Source organism: Luteimonas sp. MC1828 (assembly GCF_016461615.1).
GTDB lineage: Bacteria > Pseudomonadota > Gammaproteobacteria > Xanthomonadales > Xanthomonadaceae > Luteimonas.
The window spans coordinates 1,193,991-1,214,034 of sequence record NZ_JAEMNY010000001.1; the positions used below are offsets into that span (position 1 = coordinate 1,193,991).

At 69.5% G+C, this 20,044-nt stretch carries 13 protein-coding genes and 1 riboswitch; of the genes, 12 read left to right on the forward strand and 1 reads right to left on the reverse strand.

Annotated features, from left to right (window positions below; all coding sequences use genetic code 11):
- From JHB91_RS05495 to JHB91_RS05535, 9 genes are all read left to right on the forward strand, one after another.
- Entirely contained in the window at positions 1 to 594 is a 594-nt protein-coding gene (locus JHB91_RS05495; protein WP_199471989.1) for a GNAT family N-acetyltransferase, read from the forward strand.
- Between the two features lie 2 nt (positions 595 to 596).
- On the forward strand, positions 597 to 1,403 hold the full coding sequence (gene minC, locus JHB91_RS05500; protein ID WP_199471991.1) for a septum site-determining protein MinC: 807 nt from the start codon (positions 597 to 599) through the stop codon (positions 1,401 to 1,403).
- 29 nt (positions 1,404 to 1,432) lie between these two features.
- Positions 1,433 to 2,242, forward strand: a complete 810-nt coding sequence (minD, locus tag JHB91_RS05505; RefSeq protein WP_199375356.1) for a septum site-determining protein MinD — start codon at positions 1,433 to 1,435, stop codon at positions 2,240 to 2,242.
- A 3-nt stretch (positions 2,243 to 2,245) separates the two neighbouring features.
- The gene (minE, locus tag JHB91_RS05510) at positions 2,246 to 2,512 is read left to right on the forward strand and encodes a cell division topological specificity factor MinE (protein WP_199375355.1); all 267 of its coding nucleotides are present in this window, start codon (positions 2,246 to 2,248) and stop codon (positions 2,510 to 2,512) included.
- 7 nt (positions 2,513 to 2,519) lie between these two features.
- Positions 2,520 to 3,083, forward strand: a complete 564-nt coding sequence (locus JHB91_RS05515) for a hypothetical protein (RefSeq protein ID WP_343225058.1) — start codon at positions 2,520 to 2,522, stop codon at positions 3,081 to 3,083.
- A gap of 38 nt (positions 3,084 to 3,121) precedes the next feature.
- On the forward strand, positions 3,122 to 5,122 hold the full coding sequence (locus tag JHB91_RS05520; protein WP_199471993.1) for a M2 family metallopeptidase: 2,001 nt from the start codon (positions 3,122 to 3,124) through the stop codon (positions 5,120 to 5,122).
- A gap of 226 nt (positions 5,123 to 5,348) precedes the next feature.
- A complete protein-coding gene (locus JHB91_RS05525; protein WP_233398519.1) occupies positions 5,349 to 10,718 on the forward strand; it encodes a HAMP domain-containing protein in 5,370 nt (1,789 codons plus the stop codon).
- Positions 10,718 to 12,490, forward strand: a complete 1,773-nt coding sequence (locus tag JHB91_RS05530; RefSeq protein WP_199471997.1) for a response regulator — start codon at positions 10,718 to 10,720, stop codon at positions 12,488 to 12,490. Before JHB91_RS05525 ends, JHB91_RS05530 begins: the two co-directional genes overlap by 1 nt.
- Positions 12,487 to 13,146 (forward strand): HAMP domain-containing histidine kinase, encoded by a 660-nt coding sequence (locus JHB91_RS05535; protein WP_199471999.1) that lies wholly within the window; start codon positions 12,487 to 12,489, stop codon positions 13,144 to 13,146. Before JHB91_RS05530 ends, JHB91_RS05535 begins: the two co-directional genes overlap by 4 nt.
- A gap of 31 nt (positions 13,147 to 13,177) precedes the next feature.
- Here JHB91_RS05535 and JHB91_RS05540 read toward each other — a convergent pair whose 3' ends face one another.
- Positions 13,178 to 14,428: a multidrug effflux MFS transporter gene (locus tag JHB91_RS05540; protein WP_199472001.1), complete on the reverse strand. Its 1,251-nt coding sequence runs from the start codon at positions 14,426 to 14,428 to the stop codon at positions 13,178 to 13,180.
- A gap of 143 nt (positions 14,429 to 14,571) precedes the next feature.
- Positions 14,572 to 14,672: riboswitch (glycine riboswitch) on the forward strand.
- Between the two features lie 46 nt (positions 14,673 to 14,718).
- Between JHB91_RS05540 and gcvP the strand changes: the two genes are divergently transcribed.
- The 3 genes from gcvP (at position 14,719) to egtD (ending at position 19,997) form a co-directional block, all read left to right on the forward strand.
- Positions 14,719 to 17,616, forward strand: coding sequence for an aminomethyl-transferring glycine dehydrogenase (gene gcvP / locus JHB91_RS05545; RefSeq protein WP_199472003.1), 2,898 nt, complete (start codon positions 14,719 to 14,721; stop codon positions 17,614 to 17,616).
- A gap of 90 nt (positions 17,617 to 17,706) precedes the next feature.
- Positions 17,707 to 19,014, forward strand: a complete 1,308-nt coding sequence (gene egtB, locus JHB91_RS05550) for an ergothioneine biosynthesis protein EgtB (RefSeq protein WP_199472005.1) — start codon at positions 17,707 to 17,709, stop codon at positions 19,012 to 19,014.
- Entirely contained in the window at positions 19,011 to 19,997 is a 987-nt protein-coding gene (gene egtD, locus JHB91_RS05555) for an L-histidine N(alpha)-methyltransferase (protein ID WP_199472720.1), read from the forward strand. Before egtB ends, egtD begins: the two co-directional genes overlap by 4 nt.
- Positions 19,998 to 20,044 lie beyond the last annotated feature (47 nt).

Here is a 20,044-nt window from a genome sequence, read left to right on the forward strand (position 1 = left end):
ATGTCGATTGTCATCCGCGACGTGCGCGAGCACGAGCTGGATTCCGTCCTTGCCCTCAACAATGCCGCCGGCCCTTCGATCCTGCCGCTCGATTCGGGACGGCTGCGCCGCTTCTACGAAACCGCCGAATATTTCCGGGTCGCCGAGCGTGACGGCACCCTGGCCGGGTTCCTGGTCGGCTTCGGCTCGGCCAGCGACCACGCAACCAGCAATTTCCACTGGTTCGCCGCGCATTACCCGCACTATTTCTATATCGACCGGGTGGTCGTCGCCAGCCGCCGCCGCGGCGGTGGCGTGGGCCGCGCGTTCTACGCCGACGTCCAGAGCTATGCCGAGCTGCGCTACCCGGTGCTGGCCTGCGAGGTGTTCGTGGAGCACGACAGCGACCCGGCGCGCATCTTCCACGGCAGCTTCGGCTTCCGCGAGGTCGGCCAGCACGTGATGCCCGAGACCGGCATCCGCGCGTCCATGCTCACCAAGGACCTGTGCAGCTACGCCTGGGTGCATTCGCACTACGGCGACGCCCTGCCCCACGAGCCGTGGCTGCTGCAGCCGCGCGCGGTCGGCGAGGCGCAACTGGCCACGGGTACTTGATGATGGCCCAGGCGCACGACGCGGCGGCGGCCGGATTCGAACCCGCAGGTGAACTCAAGATCGGCCAGGTCGGCATCGCCAACCTGCGCATCCGCACGCTCGACATCGACCGTCTCGCGGCGGAGATGCGCGAGCGCGTGCTGCGCGCGCCCAAGCTGTTCGAACGCGGCGCCGTGGTCGTGGATTTCGGCGGCCTGCCCGGCATTCCGGATGCGGCCACCGCGCGCGCCCTGATGGACGCACTGCGCCAGGCCGGCGCACTGCCGGTCGCACTGGCCTGGGGCAGCAGCGAGAACGAGAAACTCGCGGTGGAGCTCGGCCTGCCGGTGCTGGCCCGGTTCCGTGCCCAGTACGAATCCGCCGGCCAGGCCGGCGCGCAGGTGCCCGCCGCACCCGCGCCCGCCCCGGCACCCGCCGAGCGTGCCCCGGCGCGCAAGCGCGCAGCCGACGAGCCCGCCGCCGCTCCTGCGACCTCCGGCGGTGCCGGCCTGATGCAGACCACCGCGGTGCGTTCCGGCCAGCAGGTGTATGCCGCGGACCGCGACCTGACCGTGCTCGCCGCCGTGGGCGCGGGTGCCGAGGTCATCGCCGACGGCTCCATCCACATCTATGGCGCGTTGCGCGGGCGTGCGCTCGCAGGCGCCCAGGGCAATCCCCGCGCCCGCATCTTCTGCCGCGAGTTCCATGCCGAACTCGTCGCCGTCGCGGGCCACTACAAGGTGCTGGAAGACATCCCCGCCGAACTGCGCGGCAAGGCCGTGCAGGTCTGGCTCGATGACGACCAGCTGAAGATCGCAGCGCTCGTCTGAAGCGCGCACACACTCACAGGAGAGAGACGTTGGCCGAAATCATCGTAGTCACATCCGGCAAGGGCGGCGTCGGCAAGACGACCACCAGCGCAAGCCTCGCCTGCGGCCTCGCACGGCGCGGCAAGAAGGTCGCGGTCATCGACTTCGACGTCGGCCTGCGCAACCTCGACCTGATCATGGGCTGCGAGCGCCGCGTGGTGTACGACTTCGTCAACGTCACCCAGGGCGAGGCGACGCTCAAGCAGGCACTGATCAAGGACAAGCGCTTCGACACGCTGTTCATCCTCGCGGCGTCGCAGACCCGCGACAAGGACGCACTCAACAAGGAAGGCGTGGAGAAGGTGCTCAAGGACCTCGCCGCCGACGGCTTCGACTACATCGTCTGCGACTCGCCGGCCGGCATCGAGAAGGGCGCGTTCCTGGCCATGTACTACGCCGACCAGGCCGTCGTGGTGGTCAACCCGGAGGTCTCGTCCGTGCGCGACTCCGACCGCATCATCGGCCTGCTCGACTCCAAGACGCACCGCGCCGAGAACGGCGAACCGGTGAAGTCGCACCTGCTGGTCACCCGCTACAACCCGGCGCGCGTGGGCGACGGCGAAATGCTGTCGATCACCGACGTCGAAGACGTGCTGGGCCTGAAGACGGTCGGCGTGATCCCCGAATCGGGCGACGTGCTGAACGCGTCCAACAAGGGCGAGCCGGTGATCCTGGACATGGAATCGCTCGCGGGTCAGGCCTACGACGATGCCGTCGCCAGGCTGATGGGCGAGGAGCGGCCGATGCGCTTCACCCAGCTGGAGAAGAAGGGTTTCTTCAGCAAGCTGTTCGGGGGTTGAGTCATGGGCATGTTTGATTTCCTGAAGCCGAAAGCCAAGAACACCGCGTCGATCGCCAAGGAGCGATTGCGCATCATCGTCGCCCAGGAGCGCAGCACGCGCGGCGCGCCCGACTACCTGCCGCTGCTGCAGCGCGAGCTGCTGGAAGTGATCCGCAAGTACGTCAGCGTCGATGTCGAAGCGGTCAAGGTGGACCTGATCAAGGACGGCGACCATGACGTGCTCGACATCTCGGTGGCGCTGACCGACGAGCGCGCCGCCGCCGGCTGAGCCCGCCGTGGCCGCTCCGCATTCCCCGCCGGAAATCCCCGCGGGGCCCTCACTCGCGGCGGACGTCCTGCGCCTCCGCGACATCGCGTTTTCCGACGCCGCCGCCCTGCTCGCACGCCACGGCCTCGCACTCGTGGCGGTCGATGACGGCGCGCCGATCCCCGGCAGCTACTGGGGCGACGACGAAGCCGGGATCATCGGCGGCACCGTGTATGCGCGCGGCGACACGCCGGTGCACTCGCTGCTGCACGAGGCCTGCCATCTGGTCGTGCTGCCGCCCGAGGCCCGCGCGCGGGTGCACACCGACGCCACGGACTCGATCGCCGAAGAAGACGCGGTCTGCCTCCTGCAGGCGCTGTTCGGCGACGAACTCCCGGGCGTCGGCCGCGAGCGCGTGCTCGCCGACATGGACACCTGGGGCTACACCTTCCGCCTCGGCTCGGCGCGCGCCTACTTCGAACACGATGCCGAGGCCGCCTGGGCGTGGCTGCAGGCGCGCGGCCTGGTCACCGCCGCGCGTGGCCTGGCACCGGCCGGTTCCGCACTTGCGACGCCCGCGGCCGCGCTCTAGCCTCGCACCCTGCCCCACTCCGACCAGGAACCTCCGCCGTGACCACACGCCACGCCCTGCTTGCCCTCGCGGTCACCGCGAGCCTGACGCTCGCCGCGTGTTCGCGCGCCCCCGAACAGACGCCCGCCGACGACGGCCGGCTGTCGCAGGCCGAGCTCGACAAGGAGACCGCCGACGAGTTCGTCGCCCGGGTCAACCGCGAGCTCGCGGAGCTGATGCCCGAATTCACCGCTTCGCAGTGGATCTCGTCGACCTACATCAACGACGACAGCCAGCTGCTCGCGGCCAAGGGCAACGAGCGCTTCCTCGCCCAGACCAAGGCCTGGGTGGAACAGGCGCGGCGCTTCGAGGGCAAGGAGATGTCGCCCGCGACCCAGCGCGCGATCAACCTGCTGCGCCTCGGCACGTCCATGCCGCCGCCGCGCGACCCGGCCAAGCTGTCCGAGCTCACCCGCCTGGCCAGCAAGATGGAAGGGGCCTACGGCGCCGGCACCTACTGCAAGACCAAGGGCGATGCCAAGGATTGCCGCCAGCTCGGCGCGCTCGAAGACGTGCTGCGCAACGACCGCGACTACGACGCCCAGCTCGACGCCTGGCAGGGATGGCATGGCGTAGCGGCGCCGATGCGCGGGGACTACACGCGCTTCGTGGAGCTGGTCAACGACGGTGCGCGTGACCTCGGTTTCGCCGATACCGGCGAACTGTGGCGCGCCGGCTACGACATGACGCCCGCGGAGCTGTCGGCCGAGACCGACCGCCTGTGGAACCAGGTCGAGCCGCTCTACGAACAGCTGCACTGCTACGCGCGTACGCGCCTGGAGGCGCAGTACCCGGGGCGCGGTTCGGTCGATGGCATGCTGCCCGCGCACCTGATGGGCAACATGTGGCAGCAGGACTGGAGCAACCTCTGGACCACCCTGGCGCCCTACCCGCAGGCCGGCAAGCTCGACATCAGCGGCGCGCTGGAGCGGCAGTACCAGGCCACGCTCAACGACCACCTGGTGCGCGAGAACGCGCTGATCGATACCGACCAGCGGGTCGAGGTGGCGCGTACCGCGCAGACCGAGCACGCGCGCGAGATGACCCGCCGCGCCGAGGAGTTCTACACCTCGCTGGGCATGCCCGCCCTGCCGGAGAGCTACTGGACCAAGACCCAGTTCATCAAGCCGCGCGACCGCGAAGTGGTCTGCCACGCCAGCGCCTGGCCGATGGACACCACCGGCACCGACGTGCGCACCAAGATGTGCATCAAGCCGAACGAGGAAGACTTCACCACCATCTACCACGAGCTCGGCCACGTGTATTACTACCTGGCCTACGGCAAGCAGCCGCCGCTGTTCCAGGGTGGCGCGCACGACGGCTTCCACGAGGCCATCGGCGACACCATCGTGCTGGCCATGACCCCGGGCTACCTGCAGTCGATCGGCCTGGTGGACGCGCAGCAGGCCGGCCAGGAATCGCTGATCAACGCGCAGATGCGCATGGCGCTGTCCAAGGTCGCGTTCCTGCCCTTCGGGCTGATGATCGACCGCTGGCGCTGGGGTGTGTTCGACGGCTCCATCACCCCGGACAACTACAACAAGGCGTGGTGGGAGCTGAAGGCCAGGTACCAGGGCGTGGCCCCGGCGACGGCGCGCGGCGAGGAGTTCTTCGACGCGGGCGCGAAGTACCACGTGCCGGGCAATACGCCATACACGCGCTACTTCCTCTCGCACGTGCTGCAGTTCCAGTTCTACAAGGCGCTGTGCGACTCGTCGGGCTACCAGGGTCCGCTGTACGACTGCAGCTTCCACGGCAACAAGGCCGCTGGCGAGAAGTTCTGGTCGATGCTGTCGAAGGGCAGCAGCCAACCCTGGCAGCAGACCATGAAGGAGCTCACCGGCACCGAGAAGATGGATGCCAGCGCGGTGCTCGAATATTTCTCGCCGCTGCAGGAGTGGCTGGTGCAGCAGAACGAAGGCAAGACCTGCGGCTGGGAAGCCGCCGCCGCGGCGCCCAAGGCGCCCACCGCGCCTGGGGCGCCCGCGCAGCAGGGTTGACGCGCCGACTCTGTTCCAATGCCGCAGGTCGTGACCTGCGGCATGCATGCGTGCGTCGTGATCGTTTCGTGAACGCATCGCGCAAGGTGAGCACGTATCGTCCCTGAACGGATCCAGCGATCCGGAAACCAGGGGGACAGGACCAGTGACGCAGACAACGCAGGGGCGGCGCAGCGCCCCGGGCGGAGACATCGCCGTGGACGATGCCGGCGACCCGATGCGGATGATGCTGTCCGCCCTTCAGGCGGTGGCGCAGGGCGATTTCAGCGTCGAGTTGCCCGGCCATTGGGAAGGGCTTGAAGGCCGGCTGGCCGATGCGTTCAACGCGGTGGTGCGCGGCAATCGCGGGCTCGCGCACGAACTCGCGCGCGTGGGCCAGAAGGTCGGCCGCGAAGGCCTGACCCGGCAGCGCATCGCCCTGCCCAACCGGCACGGCTGCTGGGGCGACATGGAAGACTCGGTCAACGAACTGGTCGACGACCTTGTGCGCCCGGTCGCCACCATCACCGAGGCCATCGCCGGTGTCGCCAAGGGCGACCTCACCCGCAGCGTGCCGCTGGAAGCCGACGGCCGCCAGCTGCAGGGCGAGTTCATGCGCTCGGCGACCATCGTCAACCGCATGATCGAGCAGATGGGCGAGTTCAGCTCCGAGGTCACGCGCGTGGCGCTCGAGGTGGGCACCGCCGGTCGCCTCGGCGGCCAGGCCAAGGTGGAAGGCGTGTCCGGCGTCTGGAAGGAGCTGACCGACTCCGTCAACCAGATGGCGTCGAACCTCACCGCGCAGGTGCGCAACATTTCCGAGGTGACCATCGCGGTCGCCAACGGCGACCTGTCGCGCAAGATCACTGTGGACGTGCGCGGCGAGATCCTGCAGCTGAAGGAAGCCATCAACACGATGGTCGACCAGCTGCGCGGCTTCGCATCGGAAGTCACGCGCGTGGCGCGCGAGGTCGGCACCGAGGGCAAGCTTGGCGGCCAGGCGATCGTGCCCGGCGTTGCCGGCACCTGGAAGGACCTGACCGACTCGGTCAACGCGATGGCGTCGAACCTGACCAGTCAGGTGCGCAACATCGCCGAGGTCACGACGGCCGTGGCCCGCGGCGACCTGTCGCGCAAGATCACCGTCGACGTGCGCGGCGAGATCGCGCAGCTCAAGGACACCATCAACACGATGGTCGACCAATTGAACGGCTTCGCCGCGGAAGTCACGCGCGTTGCGCGCGAGGTCGGCACCGAGGGCAAGCTCGGCGGCCAGGCGCAGGTGCCCGACGTCGCCGGAACCTGGAAGGACCTCACCGACCACGTCAACTCGATGGCGTCCAACCTCACCAGCCAGGTGCGCAACATCGCCGAAGTGACCACGGCGGTGGCCAAGGGCGACCTGTCGCGCAAGATCACCGTGGACGTGCGCGGCGAGATCGCCGAGCTGAAGGACACCATCAACACGATGGTCGACCAGCTCAACAGCTTCGCCGCCGAGGTGACGCGCGTGGCGCGCGAGGTCGGCACCGAAGGCAAGCTCGGCGGCCAGGCGCAGGTGCCCGGCGTCGACGGCACCTGGGCCGACCTCACCGACTCCGTCAACGCCATGGCGTCCAACCTGACCAGCCAGGTGCGCAACATCGCCGAGGTCACCACCGCGGTGGCCAAGGGCGACCTGTCGCGCAAGATCGCGGTGGATGCGCAGGGCGAGATCCTGCAGCTCAAGGACACCATCAACACGATGGTCGACCAGTTGAACGGCTTCGCCGCCGAGGTGACGCGCGTGGCGCGCGAGGTCGGCACCGAGGGCAAGCTCGGTGGCCAGGCGCAGGTGCCGGGCGTGGCCGGCACCTGGAAGGACCTGACCGACAACGTCAACTCGATGGCGACCAACCTCACCACCCAGGTGCGCAACATCGCCGAGGTCACCACGGCGGTCGCCAAGGGCGACCTGTCGCGCAAGATCGCGGTGGATGCGCAGGGCGAGATCCTGCAGCTGAAGGACACCATCAACACGATGGTCGACCAGTTGAACGGCTTCGCCGCCGAGGTGACGCGCGTGGCGCGCGAGGTCGGCACCGAGGGCAAGCTCGGCGGCCAGGCGCAGGTACCGGGCGTCGCCGGCACCTGGAAGGACCTCACCGACAACGTCAACTCGATGGCCACCAACCTGACCACCCAGGTGCGCAACATCGCCGAAGTGGCGACGTCGGTGGCGAAGGGCGACCTGTCGCGCAAGATCGCGGTGGATGCGCAGGGCGAGATCCTGCAGCTCAAGGACACGCTCAACACGATGGTCGACCAGCTCAACGGCTTCGCCGCCGAGGTGACGCGCGTGGCGCGCGAGGTCGGCACCGAGGGCAAGCTGGGCGGCCAGGCGCAGGTACCGGGCGTCGCCGGCACCTGGAAGGACCTCACCGACAACGTCAACTCGATGGCCACCAACCTGACCGCGCAGGTGCGCGGCATCGCCAAGGTCGTCACCGCGGTCGCCACCGGCGACCTGCAGCAGAAGCTGACGGTGGAAGCCAAGGGCGAGATCGCGGAGCTGGCCGACACGATCAACGGCATGACCGACACGCTGGCGATCTTCGCCGACCAGGTGACCACGGTCGCGCGCGAGGTCGGCGTCGAAGGCCGCCTCGGCGGACAGGCCAACGTGCCCGGCACCGCCGGCATCTGGAAGAACCTCACCGCCAACGTCAACCAGCTCGCCGCCAACCTCACCACCCAGGTGCGCGCCATCGCCGAGGTCGCCACCGCGGTGACCCAGGGCGACCTGACCCGCTCGATCACGGTCGATGTCCGCGGCGAACTCGCCGATCTGAAGGACAACATGAACCTGATGATCGGCACCCTGCGCGCGACCACCGAAAGCAACAGCGAGCAGGACTGGCTGAAGACCAACCTGGCGAAGTTCAGCGGCATGATGCAGGGCCAGCGCGACCTGCTGACGCTTGGCCAGATGCTGCTGTCGGAACTCGCGCTGCTGGTCGATGCGCAGCAGGGCCTGATCTACGTGGTCGAGGCCGACGACGCCAGCCGCCATCCGCGTCTGCGCCAGCTGGCGCGCTACGCCGACGCGCCCGGCGCGCCGCATCCGGGCACGCTCGCCTTCGGTGAAGGGCTGGTGGGCCAATGCGCTGCCGAGGGCCGGCTGATCCTGATCGAGGACGTCCCGCCCGGCTCGGTGCAGATCGCGTCGGGGCTGCTGAGCGCGGTGCCCAAGAGCGTGATCGTGCTGCCGGTGCTGTTCGAGAAGCAGGTCAAGGCGGTGCTGGAACTCGCTTCGCTTTCCGGGTTCACGCCGTCGCAGCGCATCTTCCTCGAGCAGCTCTCCGGCAGCATCGGCATCGTGCTCAACACCATCGAATCGACGATGCGCACCGAGCGGCTGCTGTCGCAGTCGCAGCAGCTCGCCGGCGAGCTCCAGGTGCAGCAGGACGAACTGCAGCAGACCAACGAGGAGATCGCGCTCAAGGCGCAGATGCTCGCCGAGCAGAAGGCCGAGGTGGAGCAGAAGAACCAGCAGATCGAGCACGCACGCCGCGAACTCGAGGAAAAGGCGGCCGAGCTTGCCCTCACCTCGCGCTACAAATCCGAGTTCCTGGCCAACATGTCGCACGAGCTGCGCACGCCGCTCAACTCGATCCTGATCCTCGGCCAGCAGCTGGCGGAAAACCCCGAAGCCAACCTCAGCGGACGCCAGGTGGAGTTCGCCAAGACCATCCACGCCGCGGGCACCGACCTCCTCAACCTGATCAGCGACATCCTCGACCTGTCGAAGATCGAGTCGGGCACGGTCACCGTCGACAGCGAGGCCGTGCGCTTCGCCCATCTGCGCGACAACCTGATGCGCGCGTTCCGCCACGAGGCCGAGCGCCGTGACCTCGAGTTCACCATCGAGCTCGACCCGGCCCTGGGCCCGGTGCTGAGCACCGACCCCAAGCGCCTGCAGCAGATCCTCAAGAACCTGCTGTCCAACGCCTTCAAGTTCACCCAGCAGGGCAGCGTGCGGATGCGCGCGTACAAGGCCACGGCGGGCTGGTCGCACGAACACGACGTGCTCGTCGATGCCGGCACCGTGGTCGCGATCGAAGTCAGCGACACCGGCATCGGCATCTCCGCCGACAAGCAGCGGATCGTGTTCGAGGCCTTCCAGCAGGCCGACTCCGGTACGGCGCGGCAATTCGGCGGCACCGGCCTCGGGCTTGCGATCAGCCGCGAGATTGCCGGCCTGCTCGGCGGCGAGCTGACGCTGCAGAGCGAACCCGGCACCGGCAGCACGTTCACCCTGTACCTGCCGCTGCACTACGCCGGTGCCGACCGCGCCCACAGCGTGCGCGCCGCGCAGGCCCTGCGCGGTCCGTCCGGCGCGGTGGAAGCCCCCGTGGCCGCGCCGGAAGCGGTCGCCGACGACCGCGACCTCGAGGCCGGCGGCGCCCCGGTGCTGCTGCTGGTCGAAGACGACGCACGCTACGCGACGGTGCTGCGCGACCTGGCCCGCAGGCAGGGTTTCCACGTGCTGGTCGCCGGCTCCGGCACGGAGGCGCTGCAGCTGGTGCACACCTGCCAGCCGACCGCGATCTGCCTGGACATCTTCCTGCCCGACATGCTCGGCTGGACGCTGCTTGCGCGGCTCAAGCAGGACGCCGCGACCCGGCACATCCCGGTGCAGATCCTCACGATCGAGGAAGGCCGCCACCAGAGTCTCGAGCGCGGCGCCTTCGCCTACCTGGCCAAGCCCGCCACCACCGAGACCATCGACGCCTCGCTGCAGCGGATGCGCGAATACGCGCTGCCGCGCGTCAAGCGCCTGCTGGTGGTCGAGGACGACGCCAACGAGCGCCTGGGCATCGAGGCCCTGATCGGCCACGACGACGTCGCCATCGACACCGTCGACAGCGGCGAGGCGGCGCTCACGGCGCTGGCCGGCGGCGGCTACGACTGCGCGGTGGTCGACCTGCGCCTGCCCGACATGGACGGCTTTGAACTGCTCGACCGCATCCAGGAGCAGCCGCAGCTGCGCGACCTGCCGATCGTGGTGTTCACCGGCAAGGAGCTTTCGGCAGAGGAGATGCAACGGCTGCGGCACGCGGCCAAGAGCGTGGTGCTTAAGGACGTCGAGTCGCCGGAACGCCTGCTCGACGAGACGGCGCTGTTCCTGCACCGCGTGATCGCCGACCTGCCCGCGGACAAGCGGCGCATGGTCGAGCGCCTGCACGCGTCCGACGAAGTGCTGGCTGACAAGCGCGTGCTGGTCGTCGACGACGACGTGCGCAACATCTTCGCGATGTCGAGCGTGCTCGAGCGCCATGGCATGGACGTGATCACCGCCGCCAATGGCCAGGAAGCGGTCGAAAAGGTCGCCGGCGACTCCACCATCGGCCTGGTATTGATGGACATCATGATGCCGGGCATGGACGGCTACGAGACCATGCGCGCGATCCGTCGCCTGCCCGGGTCACGCGCGCTGCCCATCGTGGCCATCACCGCCAAGGCGATGAAGGGCGATCGCGAGAAATGCCTGGAGGCCGGCGCGTCGGACTACCTGGCCAAGCCGGTGGTGACCGACGAACTGCTGGGAGTGCTGCGGCAATGGCTGCATCGTTGATGCACCCATCCGCGTCCGCGGCGAGCCGCACTGGCGTGCGCGCACCGGCCGACGAGCCGGTGCGGATCCTGCTCGTCGACGACCAGCCCGGGCGCCTGCTCACCTACCAGGCGATCCTCGAGCCATTGGGCGAGCACCTGGTGCAGGCGAGCTCCGGCCGCGAAGCGCTGAGGCTGCTGATGCAGGACGACTACGCGCTGATCCTGCTCGACGTGAACATGCCGGACATGGACGGCTTCGAGACCGCGAGCCTCATCCACCAGCACCCACGCTACGAGAAGACGCCGATCATCTTCGTCACCGCGGTCAACGTCACCGACATGGACCGCCTGCAGGGCTACCAGCTGGGTGCCGTCGACTACGTGATGGTGCCGGTGATCCCCGAGATCCTGCGCAGCAAGGTCGAGGTGCTCGTCGAGCTGTACCGCAAGCGGCGCGAGCTGCAGTTGCTCAACGCCAGCCTGGCCGCGCAGAACCAGGCCCTGCAGCGCGAGAAGTCGCGCGAACTGCAGGCATTGAATGAATCGCTGCGCCTGGCCAACGAAACCCTCGCCAGCCGCAACATCGAGCTGCAGAACGAGGTGTCCGAGCGTGCGCGCGCGGAAGAGCGGCTGCGCGACATGGACCAGCGCAAGGATGTGTTCCTGGCGACACTGGCGCACGAACTGCGCAACCCGCTGGCGCCGCTGCAGAACGCGTTGGCCATCCGCAGGCTCGCGGCCGGCGGTGGCATCGACCCGCTGCACGAGACCATGGAACGGCAGCTGGCGTTGCTGGTACGCCTGATCGACGACCTGCTCGACATCGCGCGCATTGCCCAGGGCAAGTTGACGCTGCGCCCCGCCAGCGTCGCGCTTGCCGACGTGCTCGATTCCGCGGTGGAGATCGCGCAACCGCTGCTCGATGCCGGCCGGCACCGCTTCCACATGGCGCTGCCGGCGCAAGACGTTCTGCTGCACGCCGACCGCGTGCGCCTGGCCCAGGTATTCGCCAACCTGTTGAACAACGCCGCCAAGTATTCCGACCCCGGCAGCAGGATCGACCTCGAGGCGCGCCTGGATGACACGCGCGACGAGGTCGTGGTGACTGTCCGCGACACCGGCATCGGCCTGGCCGAAGACCAGATCGAAGCGGTCTTCGACGTGTTCCGCCAGGTCGACACCACCATCGAGCGCGCGCATGGCGGCCTCGGCATCGGCCTCACCCTGGTGGAGAAGATCACCGCCATGCACGACGGGCGGGTCGAGGTGGAAAGCGCGGGACTCGGCCAGGGCTGCACCTTTCGCGTGTGCCTGCCGCGGCAGCGGGCGGCGCTGGCCGGCGCGCTGGAGGCGTCGGTGACCAACGCGGCGGCGGCCGACACCTTGGACAACGTCATCGATGCCTCCCGCCGGGGCGCGACCCGGATCCTGGTGGTCGACGACAACCGCGACGCCGCCGATACGCTGGCGATGATGGTGCGCGTGCTCGGCCACGAGGTGGCGCAGGTGTACGACCCGCTGCAGGTGGAAGCCGAAGTGGAGCGCTTCGCGCCCGACCTGGTGTTCCTCGACGTCGGCATGCCCGGGCGCAGCGGCTACGACATCGCCCGCAGCCTGCGGCTGCGGCGCGACGCGCGGGCGCTGGGCATCGTCGCGGTCACGGGCTGGGGACAGCCGGAGGACCGCGAGCGCACCCGCGCCGCCGGCTTCGACGAACACCTGGTGAAGCCGCCACAGCTGGATGCGATCCGGCGGCTGTGCGCCGGCGCCGGCCGGGATGCGGACGCATGAGCGCGCCATCCGCCAAAGCCTGGATGGACCGCCTCGCGCACGACCTGCGCGGGCCGCTGTCGCCGATGCAGACCGCGGTCTACCTGCTGCGCGATCCGGGCTTGGGCAACGAGCAGCGTGAAGAGCTGTTCGCGGTGCTGGAGCGCCAGATCCAGCGCCTGGGCGGGATGATCGACGAGTTCAGCGACCTGGGGCGCGCCGAACAGGGCCGGCTGAAGGTTCGCAGCGAGCCGATCGACCTTGAACTGCTGGTCATGGACACCGTCGCCCGCCTGCGGGAGGTGCCGCCCCGCGTGGAGTTCGCCGGCGACGCGCGGGCCCTGCGGATCGATGGTGACGTGCAGCGCGTCGCCCAGCTGTTCCATGCCCTGCTCGGCCTGCAGCTGTCGCGCAGCAGCCCGGTCGCCGTGCAGGCGCGCATCGAATGCCACGGCGACCGCCTGCGCATGGTCTGCACGGTGCATTGCCGCGATGCGTCGGACGCCCTGATCGCGGCGCTGCTGACCTCGCCGCACCCGGACCCGCCTGATGATGCCCTCGGGCTCGGACTGGTGATTGCCGCGGCGATCGCCGACGCGCACGGCGGCGGCCTGCACGGTCGTGCCAGCGGCGACGACACGCTGGAGCTTGTGCTGGAACTGCCCGCCGCTTCCTAGGCTGGAGCGGCGCGCAAGCGACGCGACTCCGCTACACCGGCTCGGCCGGATCCGGCATTCCCGGCTCGCACGGTCCCACCGGCAGCTGCCTGGTGCGATGCCGCTCCAGCCGCCACACCAGCCAGCCCGCGAGTGTGAACACCGCCGCGGCCACCGCCAGCGTCACCATCGAACCACTCACCAGCGGCGACAGCACGCCCGCCACCACCGCATTGAGCGCGAGGCTGGTGAAGGCCTGCAGCGACGACGCCGACCCGCGCTGGCGCGGGTACATGTCGAGGATCGCCAGCGTCAGCACCGGGAACACCAGGGCCACGCCGAAGGCGTTCATGGCCGCCGGCAGCACCGCCCACGGCACCGTGGGATCGGCCACCAGCAGGCCGTAGGCGACGTTGCCCAGCGCACCGAGTCCGCAGCAGGCGAAACCGAGGTTTACCTGCATCGCGTGCGGGATCCGGCCGGCCACGCGCCCCGAAGTGAAGGCGCCGAGCATCATGCCGCCGATCATCGGCGCGAAGAACCAGGCGAAGCTGCGCTCGTCGAGCTTCAACAGGTCGAGCACGAACGCCGGCGCCGAGGCGATGTACAGGAACAGCGCCGCGAAGTTCAGGGCGCCCGCCGCGGCCAGGCGCTGGAAGCGGCCGTTGGTGAAGATCGACACGTAGTCCCGCAACAGCCGCCGCGGCAGCGGTGCGATGCGGTTCTGCGCCGGGTGCGTCTCCGGAAGCCAGGCCCAGGTTGCCGCCAGCAGCAGCACGCCGAAGCCGACCAGGAACCAGAAGATGTCGTGCCAGTGGCCCCAGCCGAGGATCCAGCCGCCGATCACCGGCGCGATCGCCGGGGCGATGCCGAAGATCATCGACACCTGGCTCATCAGCCGCTGCGCGTCGTCGCCGTGCAGCACGTCGCGGATCACCGCGCGGCCGACGATCAGGCCCACGCCCGCCGACAGCCCCTGCAGCGCGCGGAACGCCAGCATGGTCGGCAGGTCGTCGGCCAGAGCGCAGCCGACCGAGGCCGCGATGAACACCACCAGGCCGGACAGGATCACCCGCCGTCGGCCGAACGCGTCCGACATGGGGCCATGCACCAGGCTCATCAGCGCATACGCCACCAGGTAGACGCTGATGGTCTGCTGCATCGCCAGCTTGTCGGCGCCCAGCGACGCGCCCATCGCCGGGAAGGCGGGGAAGATGGCGTCGATCGAGAACGGGCCGAACATCGACAGCCCGGCCAGCAGCAGGGCGAGCCGGCCGGTGGATTTGGGGAGATGGGGGGACATCAGGGACAGGATACCGGGGCGGAACTGGGACCGGGCTATAATCGCCGCGTGAAACCCTCCAGCGGGAGAAGCCGCCCGGTTCGACCGGTCCGGCTGCCGAAGGCGCAACGCCCGTAATCGCTCAGGCCCACGTACCGCCGGCGGGAAAAAACTCTGGAGAGACCGGTCAAACCCGGCGCCGAAGGTGCATGGATGGGGCTCGCTCCCGTCCCGAACTCTCAGGCAAAAGGACAGAGGGGCGCCCCGCGTGCATGCACGCGGCCCACCCGCGCCCGCCAGAGTCCATTGCCATGTCAAAGCCTGCTTCGCTCCGCTCGCTCGAGCACCATGACGCGTTCGTGTCGCGCCACATCGGCCCCAACGACGCCGAGGTCGCGCAGATGCTGCGCGTGGTCGGCCATGACTCGCTGGAGTCGCTGACCGACGCCATCGTGCCGGGCGCGATCCGCTCCGGGCAGGGCCTGGCGCTTTCGCCGTCGATGACCGAGGTCGACGCGCTCGCGCGCATCCGCGCCATCGCCGACCGCAACCAGGTGTTCCGCAGCTTCATCGGCCAGGGCTACCACGGCACGCACACGCCGAACGTCATCCTGCGCAACATCCTGGAAAACCCGGCCTGGTACACGGCGTACACGCCCTACCAGGCGGAGATCTCGCAGGGCCGCATGGAAGCGCTGATCAACTTCCAGACCATGGTCGCCGACCTGACCGGGATGGAGATCGCCAACGCCTCGCTGCTCGACGAAGCCACCGCCGCCGCCGAGGCGATGACGCTGGCCAAGCGCATGTCGAAGTCGAAGTCGAACGTGTTCTTCGTCTCGAAGCACGTGCATCCGCAGACGCTGGAAGTGCTGCGCACGCGCGCCGGCGGCCTCGGCATCGAGCTGCACGTCGGTGAGGATGCCGACGCCGCCACCGTCGACAGCTACGGCGTGCTGCTGCAGTACCCCGACACCTTCGGCCGCATCGGCGACCACCGCGCCGTGGCCGACGCCGTGCATGCGCGCAATGGCGTGGTGGCGGTGGCGGCCGACCTGCTGGCGCTGACCCTGATCGCCGCGCCCGGCACTTGGGGCGCCGACATCGTGGTCGGCAACAGCCAGCGCTTCGGCGTGCCGTTCGGATTCGGCGGTCCGCATGCCGGCTTCATGGCCTGCCGCGACGCGTTCAAGCGCTCGATGCCGGGGCGCCTGATCGGCGTGTCGGTGGACGCGGAAGGCAACCCCGCCTACCGCCTCACCCTGCAGACCCGCGAGCAGCACATCCGCCGCGAGAAGGCGACCTCGAACATCTGCACCGCGCAGGTGCTGCTGGCGGTGATGGCCTCGATGTACGCCGTCTACCACGGCCCTGAAGGACTGACCCGCATCGCCCGCCGCGTGCACCGCCTGGCCGCGATCCTCGCCGACGCGCTGCGCGGCGCCGGCGCCACCGTCGGTGGCGAATTCTTCGACACCCTGCACGTCAGCGGCATCGATGCCGCGGCCGTGCACGCCCGTGCCCGCGACGCGCGCATCAACCTGCGCGCGCTCGATGCCGGCAGCGTCGGCATCAGCCTCGACGAGACCACCACCCGCGCCGACGTGGCTGCGCTTGCGGCGATGTTCGGCGCCACGCTCGGTGACATCGACGCGCTCGACGCCGCCACCGCCGACGCCCTGCCCGCCGGGCTGGCGCGCGACACCGCGTTCATGGCGCACCCGGTGTTCAACACCCACCACAGCGAGCACGAGATGCTGCGCTACATGCGCGCGCTGGCCGACAAGGACCTGGCGATGGATCGCACCATGATCCCGCTGGGCTCCTGCACCATGAAGCTCAACGCCACCGCCGAGATGATCCCGATCACCTGGCCCGAGTTCGCCGACATCCACCCGCTGGCGCCGGCCGACCAGACCGAGGGCTACGACGAACTCATCACCGGCCTGGAAGCGATGCTGGTGGAAATCACCGGCTACGACGCGGTCAGCTTCCAGCCCAACTCCGGTGCGCAGGGCGAGTTCGCCGGCCTGCTGGCGATCCGCGCCTACCAGCAGTCGCGCGGCGAAGGCCACCGCGACATCTGCCTGATCCCCGAATCCGCGCACGGCACCAATCCGGCGTCGGCGCAGATGGTGGGCATGACCGTGGTGGTGACCCGCTGCGACAAGGACGGCAACGTCGACGTCGACGACATCCGCGCCAAGGCGGAGAAGTACTCCGACCGCCTGGCCGCGATCATGATCACCTACCCGTCCACGCACGGCGTGTTCGAGGAGGACGTGGTCGAAATCTGCGAGATCGTGCACGCGCACGGCGGCCAGGTGTACACCGACGGCGCCAACATGAACGCGCTGGTCGGCGTCGCAAGGCCCGGCAAGTGGGGTTCGGACGTCAGCCACCTCAACCTGCACAAGACCTTCTGCATCCCGCACGGCGGCGGTGGCCCCGGTGTCGGTCCCTGCGCGGTGAAGTCGCACCTTGCACCGTTCCTGCCGCGCGCGTTCAACGCGGATGCCGGCGCCACAGCGACCGGCGGCATGGTCTCCGCCGCCACGCATGGCTCGGCCTCCATCCTGCCGATCAGCTGGATGTACATCGCGATGATGGGCGCCGACGGCCTGCGCCGCGCCACCCAGATCGCGCTGCTCAACGCCAACTACGTGGCAAAGCGGCTGGAGCCGCACTACCCCACCCTGTACACCGGCCGCAACGGCCTGGTGGCGCACGAGTGCATCCTCGACCTGCGCCCGCTCAAGGATGCCACCGGCATCGGCGCCGAGGACGTGGCCAAGCGCCTGATCGACTTCGGCTTCCACGCGCCGACGCTGAGCTTCCCGGTATCGGGCACGCTGATGGTCGAGCCGACCGAGAGCGAGTCGATGCACGAGCTCGACCGCTTCATCGACGCGATGATCCAGATCCGCGACGAGATCCGCGCGATCGAGAACGGCACGCTGGACCGCGAGGACAATCCGCTCCTCAACGCCCCGCACACCGCCGCGCAGGCCAGCGCGAGCGAGTGGACGCACGCCTATCCGCGCGAACTGGCGGTGTTCCCGCTCCCCGGCCTGCGCCAGCAGAAGTACTGGCCGCCCGTGGCGCGTGTGGACAACGTGCACGGCGACAAGAACGTGTTCTGCAGCTGCATCCCGATCGGCTCGGCGGAAGACGAGCCGGAGGCGTTCAGCGAGCCCGACGTGGTGTGACGTCGGATGGCCGTGGCGGTATTGCCGCCGCGGCGGTCAGGACCATCGGCCATAAACCCCGCTTCACATGCGGGGCGCTAGGCTGCGCGCATGCCCTCCGTCCAGGCATCCATCGCAGCCCCACCGGCCGCCATTGACGACGGCGCGCCGGACCTCCGCGCGCGCTTCGTCGCGGTGCGCGCGCGCACCTGCGCGCTGGCCGCGCCGCTGTCGGCCGAGGATGCGCAGTTGCAGAGCATGGCCGACGCCAGCCCGGCCAAATGGCACCTCGCCCACACCACCTGGTTCTTCGCGCGATTCGTACTGGGGCGGCGCGGCGAGCCGCCGATTCCCGAGGGCTGGGACTACCTGTTCAACAGCTACTACGTCGGTGCAGGCGCGCGCCATCCGCGCGCCAGCCGCGGACTGGTGTCGCGCCCCACGCTGGCCGAAGTACTGGCGTGGCGCGACGCGATCGACGAGCGCGTCATCGCGCTGCTCGACGCAGGCCACCTGGATGCGGGCGCGCGCGACGTGCTGCTGCTCGGTACCCACCACGAACAGCAGCACCAGGAGCTGCTGCTGACCGACATCAAGCATGCGTTCTGGTGCAACCCGCTGGCGCCCGCATACCACCCCGGTGCCGCGGCATCCGCACCCCGCGCACCCGCTGCAGCAGCGGGTCCACTTCGCTGGCTTGCGCGTGACGAAGCGATCTTCGAGCTCGGTGCCGCGCCCTGGCCCGGCAGCGCCTTCGTCTACGACAACGAGACGCCGCGCCACCGCGCGCTGGTGCCCGCGCACGCGCTGGCCAGCCGTGCGGTGAGCAATGCCGAATTCGCCGCATTCGTGGACGACGGTGGCTACGCCACGCCCACGCTCTGGCTCAGCGACGGCTGGGAGCTGGCCGCCCGCGAAGGCTGGCAGCGCCCGCTGTACTGGCATGCCGACGGCGCGCGCGAGTTCACGCTCGCGGGCTGGCAGGAACGCGACCCGCATGCCCCGGTGTGCCACCTGTCGCATTACGAGGCGGATGCCTTTGCGCGCTGGGCCGGGGCGCGCCTGCCCACCGAAGCCGAGTGGGAGCTAGCTACGTGCGGTCTCGCCGTCGAGGGCGACTTCGCCGATGGCGTCGCATTTCACCCGCGCGCGCAGGACGCCCACGGCGACGGCCCGCACGGCATGTTCGGCGGCACCTGGGAATGGACGTCGAGCGCCTACGCACCCTACCCCGGCTTCCGCCCGCTGGCCGGCACGCTGGGCGAATACAACGGCAAGTTCATGAGCGGCCAGCTGGTGCTGCGTGGCGGCAGTTGCGCAACGCCGCGCGACCACGCGCGCGCCAGCTACCGCAATTTTTTCCCACCGTCGGCGCGCTGGCAGTTCAGCGGCGTGCGCCTGGCCAGGGACCCCGGGTGAGCGGCGACCTGCCAATCACCGACCTGCACCCGACGCCCGACGACATCGCCGGCGACGTGCTGCGCGGGCTGGCCGCGACGCCAAAGCGGCTGCCGTCGAAATACTTCTACGACCGGCGCGGCTCCGAGCTGTTCGAAGCCATCACCCGCCAGCCGGAGTACTACCCCACGCGCATCGAGCTGGCGCTGCTGGAGGCCCGCGGCACCCAGGTCGCGGCCGCGGTCGGCCCACGCGCGCACGTGGTCGAGTACGGCAGCGGCAGCGGACGCAAGACACGGCTGCTCCTCGACGCGCTCGACGACCCGGTGGCGTACACGCCGATCGAGATCTCGCGCTCGGCGCTCACCGCCAGCGCCGACCGCCTGGATCGTGAATTCGGCGACGTCGAAGTGTTGCCGGTACTGGCCGACTTCACTTGCCCGGTGCCGTTGCCTGCGCCGTCGCGCGCGGCCGGGCATGTGCTGGTGTTCTTTCCCGGCTCCACCCTCGGCAACTTCACCCGCGAGGAATCCGTGCGCCTGCTCGCGGCGATGCGCGACACCATGGGCGAGCGTGGCAGCGCGCTCATCGGCATCGACCTGGAGAAGGACCCGGCGGTCATCGAAGCCGCGTACAACGACGCGGCCGGCGTGACCGCGGCGTTCACGCTCAACCTGCTGGCGCGCCTGAACCGCGACATCGGCAGCGATCTCGCGCTCGACGGCTTCGCGCATCGCGCGCGCTACGTGCGCGACGAGGGCCGGATCGTGACCACGCTGGAAAGCCTGCGCCAGCAGGTGGTCACGGTGGATGGCCGGCGGTTCGCGTTCGCGGCCGGCGAGCAGATGCACGTCGAGCAGAGCCAGAAGTACAGCGACGCGCGCTTCGAGGCGCTGGTGCGCGACGCCGGATTGCACGTCGTCGAACGCTGGAACGACCCGCTCGACTGGTTCGGCCTGCGGCTCCTGCGCCGCGACCCGCCGCCTGCGAACCCGCCCCCGTAACCGCGCGCGGGTTGCGATCCGCACGTCGGCTTTACATCGCAAGGCAG

Coding starts and splice junctions, on each gene's coding strand:
- JHB91_RS05535 (WP_199471999.1), top strand. CDS start 12,487: ATGAGCGCGCCATCCGCCAAAGCCTGGATGGACCGCCTCGCGCACGAC.
- minE (WP_199375355.1), top strand. CDS start 2,246: ATGGGCATGTTTGATTTCCTGAAGCCGAAAGCCAAGAACACCGCGTCG.
- JHB91_RS05530 (WP_199471997.1), top strand. CDS start 10,718: ATGCACCCATCCGCGTCCGCGGCGAGCCGCACTGGCGTGCGCGCACCG.
- egtB (WP_199472005.1), top strand. CDS start 17,707: ATGCCCTCCGTCCAGGCATCCATCGCAGCCCCACCGGCCGCCATTGAC.
- minC (WP_199471991.1), top strand. CDS start 597: ATGGCCCAGGCGCACGACGCGGCGGCGGCCGGATTCGAACCCGCAGGT.
- JHB91_RS05495 (WP_199471989.1), top strand. CDS start 1: ATGTCGATTGTCATCCGCGACGTGCGCGAGCACGAGCTGGATTCCGTC.
- JHB91_RS05540 (WP_199472001.1), bottom strand. CDS start 14,428: ATGTCCCCCCATCTCCCCAAATCCACCGGCCGGCTCGCCCTGCTGCTG.
- JHB91_RS05525 (WP_233398519.1), top strand. CDS start 5,349: ATGCTGTCCGCCCTTCAGGCGGTGGCGCAGGGCGATTTCAGCGTCGAG.
- gcvP (WP_199472003.1), top strand. CDS start 14,719: ATGTCAAAGCCTGCTTCGCTCCGCTCGCTCGAGCACCATGACGCGTTC.